General features: G+C 60.6%; 10 protein-coding genes. 5 read left to right on the top strand and 5 right to left on the bottom strand.

From position 1 onward, the window contains the following. Positions 1-3 precede the first annotated feature (3 nt). Complete coding sequence (locus HP564_RS03930) at positions 4-1,368, top strand: CoA transferase (RefSeq protein WP_371240349.1); 1,365 nt, start codon at positions 4-6, stop codon at positions 1,366-1,368. A 56-nt stretch (positions 1,369-1,424) separates the two neighbouring features. On the opposite strand, the gene HP564_RS03925 is transcribed toward HP564_RS03930, so the two are convergent. The 3 genes from HP564_RS03925 to ghrA are packed head-to-tail and all read right to left on the bottom strand — an operon-like array spanning position 1,425 to position 3,743. Next, a complete protein-coding gene (locus HP564_RS03925; RefSeq protein ID WP_371240347.1) occupies positions 1,425-1,991 on the bottom strand; it encodes a molecular chaperone in 567 nt (188 codons plus the stop codon). A 23-nt stretch (positions 1,992-2,014) separates the two neighbouring features. Next, positions 2,015-2,752 (bottom strand): phosphatase, encoded by a 738-nt coding sequence (locus tag HP564_RS03920; protein WP_371240676.1) that lies wholly within the window; start codon positions 2,750-2,752, stop codon positions 2,015-2,017. Positions 2,753-2,801: 49 nt separating this feature from the next. Then, a complete protein-coding gene (gene ghrA, locus HP564_RS03915; RefSeq protein WP_371240345.1) occupies positions 2,802-3,743 on the bottom strand; it encodes a glyoxylate/hydroxypyruvate reductase GhrA in 942 nt (313 codons plus the stop codon). Positions 3,744-3,944: 201 nt separating this feature from the next. Between ghrA and treA the strand changes: the two genes are divergently transcribed. Next, positions 3,945-5,630 carry an alpha,alpha-trehalase TreA gene (gene treA, locus HP564_RS03910; RefSeq protein ID WP_371240343.1) on the top strand — a complete coding sequence of 562 codons (1,686 nt, stop codon included), beginning with the start codon at positions 3,945-3,947 and terminating at the stop codon, positions 5,628-5,630. 163 nt (positions 5,631-5,793) lie between these two features. Then, positions 5,794-7,896: a TonB-dependent siderophore receptor gene (locus tag HP564_RS03905; protein ID WP_371240341.1), complete on the top strand. Its 2,103-nt coding sequence runs from the start codon at positions 5,794-5,796 to the stop codon at positions 7,894-7,896. 57 nt (positions 7,897-7,953) lie between these two features. Here the strand turns inward: HP564_RS03905 and HP564_RS03900 are convergent, their stop codons facing one another. Next, positions 7,954-8,202 carry a GlsB/YeaQ/YmgE family stress response membrane protein gene (locus HP564_RS03900; protein ID WP_371240339.1) on the bottom strand — a complete coding sequence of 83 codons (249 nt, stop codon included), beginning with the start codon at positions 8,200-8,202 and terminating at the stop codon, positions 7,954-7,956. 209 nt (positions 8,203-8,411) lie between these two features. Between HP564_RS03900 and HP564_RS03895 the strand changes: the two genes are divergently transcribed. Next, positions 8,412-9,146 (top strand): flagellar brake protein, encoded by a 735-nt coding sequence (locus tag HP564_RS03895; RefSeq protein WP_371240337.1) that lies wholly within the window; start codon positions 8,412-8,414, stop codon positions 9,144-9,146. Between the two features lie 96 nt (positions 9,147-9,242). Further along, positions 9,243-10,367, top strand: a complete 1,125-nt coding sequence (locus HP564_RS03890) for a mechanosensitive ion channel family protein (RefSeq protein ID WP_371240335.1) — start codon at positions 9,243-9,245, stop codon at positions 10,365-10,367. A gap of 231 nt (positions 10,368-10,598) precedes the next feature. On the opposite strand, the gene HP564_RS03885 is transcribed toward HP564_RS03890, so the two are convergent. Beyond that, positions 10,599-12,086, bottom strand: coding sequence for an FGGY family carbohydrate kinase (locus tag HP564_RS03885; protein ID WP_371240333.1), 1,488 nt, complete (start codon positions 12,084-12,086; stop codon positions 10,599-10,601). Between the last annotated feature and the right edge of the window lies 1 nt (position 12,087).

Raw genomic sequence — 12,087 nt, 5'->3', positions numbered from 1 at the left:
ACTATGGATTATCAGCTCGCCGCATCGCTGTGGCAGCAGCTGTGGCAAGGATTGCGTGGCCCCGGCGACGCAACCGCCGCCCCTACCTTTCTGGATACCGCAACCTTTTCCTCTGCATTTGCCGTCAGCGAACTGGCGGCCACCAGCATCGGCCTTGCCACACGGGCAGCGGCGAGCTTTGTGGGATCTGACCAGCCAGTCAGCGTCAACGTACGCCTCGCCTCACGCTGGTTTCAGTCGAGTTTTCTGCCGCGCAACCGGCCTGCGCCCGCACTCTGGGACGCGTTTGCGGGCGACTACCGCAGCAACGATGGCTGGATCCGTCTGCATACCAATGCGCCCCATCACCGCGCGGCCATGGCGCGCGTGCTGGGGCAACATCCCGATCGTGATGCGCTGGCACAGCAGGTGGCGTGCTGGCAGGCTGACGCACTGGAGCAGGCGATCGTTGACGCAGGCGGCTGCGCGGCACAGATGCGCAGCGAGGCGCAGTGGCGACAGCATCCGCAGGGCCAGGCCGTCAGCGAGGAGCCGCTGATAAGCTGGCAGCGCACCACGCCCGGCGCGGCGGTCAGCTGGCCAGTACCCGCCGCGCGGCCGCTGCTCGGCGTGCGCGTGCTGGACCTGACCCGGGTGATTGCCGGCCCGGTCGCGACGCGCTTTCTCGCCAGTCTGGGCGCAGAGGTGCTGCGCCTGGATCCGCCTGGCTGGGACGAACCATCACTTGATGAGGAGCTGGGCTGTGGGAAACGCCGCGCCGTTGTCGATTTCAAGAGCGCCGCAGGCCGCGGCACGCTGCGGGCGCTGATTCAGCAGGCCGACGTGCTGGTGCACGGCTACCGCGCCGACGCACTGGAAAAGCTGGGATTCGATGCCGATACCTGCGCGCGCCTGTCGCCGGGCCTGGTCGACGTTGGCCTTAATGCCTGGGGCTGGCGCGGGCCGTGGCGCAATCGCCGCGGCTTCGACAGCCTGGTGCAAATGGCGTGCGGTATCGCCCAGAGCGGCATGGCATGGGCTGAGCGGGAAACGCCAACGCCGCTGCCGGTACAGGCGCTGGATCACGCGACAGGCTATCTGGCGGCGGCGGCCGCGCTGGAGGGATTACGCCAGCGGCACACCACCGGCTATGGGGTGCAGGCGCGGCTGTCGCTGGCGCGCACCGGCTGGCTGTTGCAGCAGCACCCTGCGCATGCACAGCGCCCTTCAGCCGGTATTCAGGCGCATACCCACGACATACTGCCCGCCACCGAACTGACGCCCTGGGGCATCGGTGAACGGCTGCGGGCCGCTGCGCGTCTGCCGGGCACACCACAGCTCTGTGCGACGCCGGGCTACGCACCGGGCACCCATCAGGCGTGCTGGTAAAAGCAGAAAAGGCGTCCGGGTCAGTTCAGGGAAAATGCCTGACCCGGCAGGCAGCCTCAGGCGTCACCGTCGTCTTCAACAGCCTCATTGAGTTCGTCCCACATCGCCTGAATCGCTTCGCGGCTCAGTACGGCCAGCGTGCGATAGAACGTGCTGGTGGCATGAGCTTCTACTTTGCCGAGGAAGGTGCCGCACCAGGGCAGCAGATAGCTGTCAAACAGGGCAAACTGCGCCGCGCTCTCATCTTCTGCCGACTGGTCTTCCAGCCAGGAGGCCGCCAGCAACAGCACGCCAAAATGATCCGCTGGCGCGTCGCTGAGCGGCATCCCGCGGGCGGTCAGAAAGGCGCGCACCTCTGCTTCCGGCTTGCCTTGCGGCCAGTGAGAGGCACAGGGCGGCACGCGGCACTCGGGCCCCACAAATAGCGCATTGTAATCTGCTGCCAGCGCCTGCGGATCGCTGTTCTGCTGGAGGCGCTGTAGCAGTTCATCCTGCTCCAGCGGCCACTGTGCGCCGAGTTTGCCCTCGCGCAGCAGCGTAAACAGCGGCACCAGCAGCGGGTCCTGCGGCTGACGATTAAATAAAGAGCCGATAACGCGGCAAAGAATGGAAAACTCGTTCATGCACTATTCCAGAGGCTAAAGGGTTAAAAATGCGCCAGCTCGGCAATCTGTCGGCCGGTCCGCTGCTCAAGAAAATCGAGCAGGCGACGCGGCGTGACATTTAACACGCGATCTTCCGGAAAATCCACTTCCCGCGCGATACGCAGACAGTGCTCAAAATCGCCCAGCGTAAAGGCGGTGTGGGAGTCGGAGCCAAATGCCAGTCGACCGCCCGCGTCGCGTACCGCTTCGGCAATGGCGCGGCAGTTGGGTTCGCTGCCGGGACGTGAGGTGGTAAAGGAGGAGTTATTGATCTCCAGCGCCACGTTGTAGTGCGCGGCCGCGTCGGCAATGGCGCGAATATCGACCGGGAACTTTGGGTTGCCGGGATGGCTGATAATATGTGCAACGCCGTTGGCCATGGTGGCGATCATCGCATCAGTGTGGTGCGACTTGTCGCGTGGCGCATACACCGGCTCATGGAAACCAGCAATGATCACATCCAGAGAGTCAAGCATCGGGCCGGAGCAGTCAATTTCCCCCTGCTGGTTTTTGATATTGGCTTCGATGCCGCGCAGAATGCCAACACCGTCAATGACGCGCGGCCAGATTTTCATATTGACAAAATGCCAGTAGTGCGGCGCATCGGCCATATCAGGGCCATGATCGGTAATGGCAAAGAGCCGGATGCCGTTCGCTTTCGCCTGCGCGACATAATCATGCAGCGTGCTGTAAGCGTGGGTACTGGCTACGGTGTGCATATGTAAGTCAACCGGGTACATCATCTTCTCCTTTACGCCACCGACGCGGGCGGCGGTACGTGAACTTTTATTAATAGCCGCGCAGTCGATCAACGCAGCCCGACGGCTGCCTGCCCGCCTCACACGCCTCAATGGCACGGGCAATCGCCTCTATCGCCTCATCTACCCGGGTCAGGGCGGCAATATGTGGCGTCACGGTGACACGCGGATGACGCCACAGTGGATGGTGCGGGGGGAGTGGCTCCTGCTGGAAGACATCCAGCGCGGCGGCGCGAAGCTGCCCGCTCTCCAGCGCCGCCAGCAGATCGTCTTCAACCACCTGAGTGCCACGGGCCATATTGAGTAAGCATGCACCCTGCGGCAGCTGGCTCAGGGTTCGGGCATCAAACAGATCGGTGGTCTCTGGCGTGCTCGGCAGCAGATTAATCACCACCTGCGTGCCGTGCAGAAACGCATCGAGCGCCTCACGTCCGGCAAAGCTGGTTACGCCTGCAATCTGCTTAGGCGAGCGGCTCCAGACGCGCAGCGGAAATCCCCAGGGTTTTAGCGCATGGATAACGCTCATCCCCAGCACGCCCGCGCCCATCACGCCCACGGTAAACGCCTCGTACGCCGCCAGCTCAAGCGGCTGCCACTGCGCCTGCTGCTGTAGCTGGCGATAGTCGTCGAAGCGGCGATACCAGCCGAGCACGCAGTACACCGCATACTCCTGCATCTGCCGCCCCATTCCGGTATCTTCAAGGCGCACAAGCGGCACCGACGGCGACAGCATATCGGGATAGCGCGCCAGCTGCGCCAGAATGTCGTCTACGCCAGCCCCCATCGCAAAAACGCCGCGCAGGCCAGGCCGACCGGCCAGCAGCTCACGCGGCGGCTTGCGCACAATCGCATAGTCAGCGGCAGCTTCATCGCCCGGCTGCCAGTGCCGCACGCGCGCCTGCGGAAGGCGACGCTGCATCCCCTCCAGCCAGACCCCGGCATCCTGTGACGGGTGGTACCAGATAATCTCCATTTTGCTCCTCGTTTTTTACCCTCAGCCTCCGGTAAAAGCGGCATAAGGGCAAGGAAAAATCCGCTCGCGTTTGCCCGAAAGGCGTCGAACCCGCTTCACATTTCCGCTGCGTTAACGCGCCATGCCGTCAGATTAAGGCTAAAGTTGTTCGAGTGGTCAATGCGTTACGCGCGGCCGCCTTTCGGACAAGGAGAAAAACCGATGAAAAAAACTGTTGTAACCGCGCCTGTCGGGCGTCAGGGCGTCGCGCCAGTGGTGCTGACTCTGCTGCTGGGTTTACCTGCGCTGGCAGCGCACGCAGACGATCAGGCACGTATGCTCAGCAATCAGCCGCAGCCGCCAGATGTCCGCCTCGGCCCGCTATTCAGCGCAGTGCAGCAGGCGCAGTTCTACCCTGACCAGAAAACCTTTGCTGACGCCGTACCGAAATACGACCCTTCGTCGATCCTTGCGGACTGGCAGATGCAAAAAAATCAGCGCAATTTTGATCTGAAGCGCTTTGTCGCCAGTAACTTTACCCTGCCTGAAGCCGGTGAAAAGTATGTGCCGCCAGCGGGTCAGAGCCTGCGCGCGCATATTGATGGCCTGTGGCCGGTGCTGACGCGCACCGCCAACCGCGCCGGGCGCTACGATTCACTGCTGCCGCTGCCTAAACCCTACGTCGTCCCGGGCGGACGTTTCCGCGAGGTGTACTACTGGGACAGCTATTTCACTATGCTTGGCCTGGCCGAGAGCGGCCACTGGGATCGCGTGCAGGATATGGTCGATAACTTCGCCTGGGAGCTGGATACCTATGGCCACATCCCAAATGGCAACCGCAGCTACTACCTCAGCCGTTCGCAGCCCCCCTTCTTCAGCCTGATGATCGATCTGCTGGCAACCCATACCGGCGAGGCCGCCTACAGCACCTATCTGCCACAGCTGCAGAAAGAGTATGACTACTGGATGGCAGAGAGCGGTAGCGTGGCGGCGGGCCAGGCGCACCAGCGCGTTATCAGGCTGGAAGACGGTACGCTGCTTAACCGCTACTGGGATGAGCGCGATGCACCGCGCACCGAGTCCTGGCTGGACGATGTCAACACCGCGAAAAAAGCGCCGCAGCGGGACAAAAATGCGCTCTATCGCGATCTGCGTGCGGGCGCAGCATCCGGCTGGGACTTCAGCTCACGCTGGTTTAGCGACGCGCACAGTCTGGCCTCAATCCGCACCACCCAGCTGGCTCCGGTCGATCTCAACAGCCTGATGTTTCATCTCGAGAAAACGCTCGCTAAAGCCTATCGGCTTGACAAGCAGCAGGATAAAGCAAAGCAGTTTGCCGATTTAGCCGAGAAGCGCCAGGCCGCGATAAATCGCTACCTGTGGGATGAGAAACAGGGCTGGTACGCGGATTACGATCTTAAGACGCATCAGGCCAGTCCGCACCTTACCGCCGCAGCGCTCTTTCCGCTCTACATGCAGCTTGCCAGCGACAAGCAGGCCGACCGTACCGCGTCTGCCGTTGAACAACATCTGGTGAAAGCGGGTGGCCTGCTGACCACCACGGTGAACAACGGTCAGCAATGGGATGCGCCAAACGGCTGGGCACCGCTGCAGTGGGTGGCAGTAGAAGGGCTTGAGCACTACAACAAACCGCAGCTGGCGCAACAGATTGGCCTGCGCTTCCTGCAAAATGTGCAGACCACCTATGACAAAGAGCAGAAGCTGGTGGAGAAATATGTTGTGGACGGGCCTCAGCTCGGCGGCGGTGGCGGCGGTGAGTACCCGCTACAGGACGGCTTTGGCTGGACCAATGGCGTCACGCTGATGCTGCTCGATAAATATTGTCCAAAAGATAAAACCTGTAACAGCGCACAGGATATTCCTCAGACGACCGCGACCACAAAATAGCCTCTGCGAAGGGTCGGCGCGAGCCGCCCTTCGCTTTTTGCTACACCTTCCTTTAACACATCTTGAAACATCCCCCACATATTGATAATAATTCTCACTCTGATAGTGAGAATTTTTATCACTCTTGATTCGCCTGATCTGGCGGACTGAACAAGGAAAGGACATGAAGCTGCCGTTTACCCCTCACCGCTGCGCCCTGCTGTGCGCGCTGGCTATTGCTATCCCTTCGGCCAGCCTGGCGGACGAGACGCTGGTCATTACCGCTGCGCCACAGGAGAGTGCTGACAGCCCAACGCAGGGCTATGTTGCCACTACCAGTGCGGGCGCGACCAAAAGCGACCGCCCGCTGGTGACAACGCCGCAGTCGGTTTCCGTGATTACCCGCCAGCAGATTGACGATCAGGGTGCCATCGATCTCAATCAGGTGTTGAACTATACGCCTGGCGTCTTCACCGGCTTTGGCGGTGCTGCGACGCGCTACGACACCATTTCACTGCGCGGCTTCCACGGCGGCGACGTCGATAACACGTTCCTGGACGGCCTGCGCCTGATGAGCGACGGCGGCAGCTACAACATTTTGCAGGTCGATCCCTGGTTTCTGGAGCGCGTTGACGTTATCAAAGGCCCCTCGTCAGCACTCTATGGTCAGACGGTTCCGGGCGGGCTGGTAAACCAGACCACGCGCCGCCCGCAGTTTCGTGAAGAAGGCCATTTCCGTCTGTCAGCGGGCAATCACGCCACCAGCGGTGCGGCATTTGACTATACCAACGCCATTGACTCGCAGTGGGCGTTTCGCCTGACCGGAATGACGCGTAACAGCGATACGCAGTATGACCATACGCGTGAAGAGAAATATGCCCTGATGCCGCAGTTGATGTGGCAGCCCACCGAGGATACGCAACTGCTGCTGCGGGCCTATTTGCAAAAGGATCCGTCTGGCGGCTATCACGGTTCAGTGCCCGGCGAGGGTTCCCTCGATCCACACAACGGCGCAAAGCTGAGCACCGGCTTTTACGATGGCGATCCGGCGCTGGATCAGTTTAAGCGCCGCGAACAAATTTACAGCTATGACTTCCGGCATCGCTTCAGCGACGTCTGGTCTTTCGCCTCGACCGGCAGCTACAGCCACTCAAATGCCGATCTCGATCAGGTTTATCAGGGTGGCTGGCTGGCGGCAGACTCTTCGATCCTCAGACGCTATTACTCTGGCGAGCGCTCCTCCCTTTCCGCCTGGGCAACAGATAACCGCCTGACGGCGGAGTTTATTACTGGTGAACTGGAGCATCGGCTGTCGCTGGGGGCAGAGTACCATCGCTACAAAAACAGCCTTACCGACGCAGGCGGCGTGGCCAGCTCGCTTAATGCCGTCACGGGCGAGGCGCTCGGCCCCATGCCTGACTTTAGCTGGACGTCATCTACCCGCCGCTACTACCAGACCGGCCTCTACCTGCAGGATGAGATGGTGTGGGATCGCTGGCATCTCGATCTCTCTGGCCGCTACGATCGCATTGTCGCCGACAACAGCGGCACGTCGCGCCGCCAGGACGATCACGTTAGCGGGCGGGCGGCGCTGCTGTACGCCTTCGATAATGGTGTCTCCCCCTATGTGAGCTACAGCCAGGCGATTACCCCCACCGCGCTGACCGGCTCAGACGGCAATCTGCTCCAGCCAACCACTTCCGAACAGGTTGAAGCGGGCATTAAATATCAGCCTGCGGGCACGCGCGATCTCTATACGCTGGCGCTTTACGATCTGACGCAGAAAGATGTGGCGACGCGTAATATCGTGGACTCGACCTATACACCAACCGGCAAAGTCCATTCGCAGGGTATTGAGCTGGAAGCGCATAACCAGCTGACGCCCCGCCTGAGCACGGTGGCAGGCTACACGCTGAATCACCTGCGCTACAAAGAGACGGTGGACGGCAATGAGGGTCACACTCCCTATATTACGCCGAACAGCATCGCCTCCTTCTGGGGTCACTACCAGTTTGACGCAGGTATCAGCGCCGGGGCAGGTGTACGCTATATCGGCAAACAGTGGGCGGACAACGAAAACAGCCGTCGCGTGCCGTCGGTTACCCTGTTTGACGCGTCGGTACGTGCCGATCTGGGCGTGTGGAATAACGATCTGCGCGGCGCATGGCTACAGGTGAGCGCCAACAACCTGACCGATCGTCACTATGTTGCCGCCTGCTACGGTACAGGCTACTGCTACTGGGGGGCAGAACGTTCGCTGCTGGTGTCGGTGGGATACGATTTTTAAGCGGAAAGTAAAACGGGACGACCTGGTCGTCCCGTTGCAGTTCTTGCGCTCAGCGCGTCAGCTTCGCACTTTGCGGTAGATCCACAGCACCACGATGGCACCGATAACAGCGACCACAAAGCTGCCGAAGTTAAATCCGTCTACGCGACCAAAGCCGAACAGCGTACTGATCCAGCCACCGACGACCGCACCAACGATACCCAGGATCACGGTGACGATAAAACCACCGCCATCACGACCCGGCATGATCCATTTAGCGAGAATACCGGCGATTAAACCAAAGATGATCCATGAAATGATACCCATCCACTACTCCTTCCTTTTATGTTTAGGTTGTGACCGCCTGATTAATCAGGAGAATTACACAGATAAGTATAGACAGTAAATTCTGCAATGCAGGTTAAACAAATGCAAAAAATGGCGTTAAGGGGTAAAGCTTCAAACCGGTACGCCGATAACGGTCAGAGAATAAAGGAATAGCGAACCGCATTTTTGCCCTCTTTTGGAGCCAGGAAGTGAAAGAAGCCGACAACGAACAGTATCTCAAACGCGGCACGCTGGCCGTGCTGGGCGTCATGAAAGATTTGCTGCGTTTACAGACCCCTGTGATGGTCACGTTTTCGCGCGGCCAGTTTATCAGTCGCCTGCTCGACGCTGACGGCGAGCGTATTATTTTCGATCTCGGCAGCAACAGTTCTGATAACGACGCTGTGCTTTCCTGTCACGACGTAAACCTCACTGCGGAAACCTTCGGTGCGAAGATTGCGTTCAGCCTCGCCGCACTGGAAAAAACCACCTTTGATGGGCTGCCTGCTTTTAGTGCACCGCTGCCGGAGCTGCTGTGGCACATTCAGCGCCGCGAATTTTTCCGTATCAGTGCGCCCCTTGAGCCCACATTTTACTGCCATAGTCAGTGGCCCAACGGTAAACAGGTGCGTTTTCGCCTTCAGGATCTGTCGCTGGGCGGCATTGGCGTGCTGGTGGACGAGGCGCTGCCGGATGGCCTTAACAGCGGTGATAAGTTCAACAAGCTGCGCGTCGAACTGGGCGAATATGGCGAGTTTGAGGTTGGCGCTCAACTGCTACATATTGGCGAGCGCAGCGTGGTGAGCAGCAAAAACGAAACGCGCGTGACGCCGCGCCTCAGCTTCCGCTTTACCGCCATCGAACCGTCACAGGAGCGTCAGCTCCAGCAGGTCATTTTCGCTCTGGAGCGCCTGGCACGGGATAAAGCGAGGCGATTTCAGTAATTTTTCAGTGATTTAGGCGGTCATCATCCATATCCAGGCTATGCTTCTCCTTGCTTTCTTTTTTTAAACCGGCTCCCAGCAAGGAGAATATCCCCAATGGAAAACTGGCTCTCATCTGGCTATTTTCAACGTCTTTTTCTCAATGAAACCTTCTGGCTAAACAGCGCCATCGTGGTCGCAGGCACGCTGCTGATCTACTGGCTGTTACGCGGGGCAATCCGTTTTATTTCAGGCCGCATTGCGCGATACAGCGAGCAGCGCCACGTGCGCTTTACCTCAATTCTGGTAGACATCCTGCGCAACACCAGCCAGACGCTGCTGCTGATTTTCTCGCTGCTGATTGCCCTGCGCTTTGCTGACGTGCCTGCCAGCTGGAACAGCTTTATCGCCCACGGCTGGTTTCTGGCGCTTGCGGTCCAGCTGGCGCTGTGGATCGACGGCGGCATTCGGCTCTGGCTGCACAACCTGCTGCGCGACCCGGTCCACGTGCGCAACCCCGTCACCACGGTGATCCTCGGCATCCTGCTGCGCGTTGTCGTCTGGGTGATGATGCTGCTCGCCATCCTGTCGAATATGGGCATCGACATTACCGCGCTGGTGGCGAGCCTCGGCGTTGGGGGTATCGCCATTGCACTGGCCATTCAGACGGTGCTGAGCGATGTGTTTGCCTCGCTGGCGATTGGCTTTGATAAGCCTTTCGAACACGGTGATTTTATTGTGTTTGGCGATATCGCCGGCTCTATCGAGCATATCGGGCTGAAAACCACGCGCCTGCGCAGCCTGAGCGGCGAGCAGATTGTCTGCTCCAATACCATTCTTTTGCAGCAGACCATTCACAACTACAAGCGCATGCAGCAGCGACGCATTGTGTTTCGCTTTGGTCTGAGCTATGGCACGCCGTCGGCGCAGGTGCGGGAAGTCAGTCAGCAGATTAAAACCATTATCGAAGGGATGGAACTGACGCGCTTCGATCGCGCCCATTTCTTCGCATTTGAAGATTCAAAGCTAACCTTTGAGGTGGTCTATTACGTACTGGATGCTGACTACAACAAATATATGGATATTCAGCAGGAGATTAACCTGCAACTGATGGCGGCGCTGGAGAAGCGCGATATCCGCTTCGCCTTCCCAATCCGTCAGGTGGAGTTCAGCGGCGGCCGTATTCCGCCAGTGGAGATGCTGCGGGCGGATAACGATGAGCAGGAAGCGCGTCGGGCCTGATATCGGTCCATCGCACGCCGGCCACACCAGCGAGATGCGTGGCCGCCGGGCAGAGCACAGGATTCCTTTTTGCCCGGCGCCGCGTGCTGCACCGGCCCAGACCGCCCTTCAGCCCAGGGCGCGGGCCGGGCGGTCAGGACGGTTGTCTCTCTGCACTCTGCCCGTTCCTCACCAGGCCGCTCGGCCTGCAACCGCGCAGCGCCTCTTTATGCCTGCTTGCGCCATGGAAGGTCAGGCGGGCTGGAAACGGCAGCGCGCCACCGCCTCTGTCCAGCCCCGATAGCGCTCGCGCATTGTCTGCGCCCGCTCTGCACACGGCTCAACGCGGGTGCCCCCCTGCAACGCCCGCATATCGCTGCCCTGCTGCCACCAGCCAAGCACCTTGCCCGCCAGCAGCGCCGCGCCCAGCGCCGACACTTCTGCCGTTGGCGCACGCAGCAGCGGCCGCTGCAAAACATCGGCCTGGAGCTGCATCAGCCAGTCGTTTGCGGTGGCGCTGCCGTCCACGCACAGCGCCGACAGCCGCTGGCCACTCGCCTGCTCCATGGCAAAGAAGACGTCCGCAATCTGATAGACAACTGACTCCAGCGCCACCCGCGCCAGTACGGCAGGCGTTGCTGCGTCGGTCAGGCCGCATACCATGCCGCGCGCCTTGAGATCCCACCAGGGCGCACCCAGACCTGAGAGGGCGGGTACAAAATAGATGCCCTGATTGTGTTCGGTGGTCTGCGCCAGCGCCGTGAGCTCGTGCGGGTCGCGGACGCCAAGTATGTTACCCAGCCAGGCCGCGCCGGAGCCGGTATGGGTAATATTGCCCTCAAAGGCAAAGCGCAGCGCGCCATCGTGCCAGGCCACCGTGGTACTGAGGCCGTTATCGGTCATCAGCGGTGTGGCCATCGACATCATCAGGGAAGAGCCGGTGCCGTAGGTCGCTTTCACCACCTCCTCGTCACCGCGCCGCTGCGCCTGAAGCGCGGCATGCGAGTCGCCAATGCGTGACAGGATCGGCGTGCCTGGTAACAGGCCAGCAATATCGTTGATGGCTACCCTGCCCTGCTCGCTGGCTGAGGACACAATCGCGGGTAGCGCGGCGCGCGGCAGCTGAAACAGCCGCAGCAGCGTCTCATCCCAGTCGTTGCTGTGCAGACTATAGAGCTGGGTACGGGCGGCGTTGGCATGATCGGTCACAAATATCTCACCCGCGCTCAGCTGCCAGCTCAGCCAGCTGTCGACCGTACCGATGCACAGCTCACCCGCTGCCGCCCGCATCGCCCCATCCGGGATCGCCGCCAGCATGCCGGTAAGCTTGGCCGCCGGAAACATTGGATCGACGGCCAGCCCCGTCAGGCCGGTAATGCGCGTAGCATTGCCCGCTGCACGCAGATCGCGGCAAAAGGCCTCTGAGCGGCGATCCTGCCAGCTGACCAGCGGCGTCAGCGGCTTGCCATCATGCCGCTGCCAGATCAGCACCGATTCGCGCTGGTTGCTGATAGCGACCGCCGCTACGGGCGCACCGTTGCACTGTGCCAGACAGTCGGCCACCGCCTGTTTTACCGCCTGCCAGATCGCCAGCGCGTCCTGTTCCGCCAGCCCCGGCTGCGGATGGGAGAGCGTCAGTGGCCGGTTGCCGCGCGCGACTACGCTGCCCTGGCGATTGACAGCGACCGCTTTGGCATTGGTGGTGCCTTCATCAATGGCCAGGATAAGGGCGTCTTGCATA

The organism is Pantoea sp. KPR_PJ, from assembly GCF_041386365.1.
Classification (GTDB): domain Bacteria; phylum Pseudomonadota; class Gammaproteobacteria; order Enterobacterales; family Enterobacteriaceae; genus Pantoea.
This window is presented reverse-complemented; position numbering and strand designations above follow the sequence as displayed.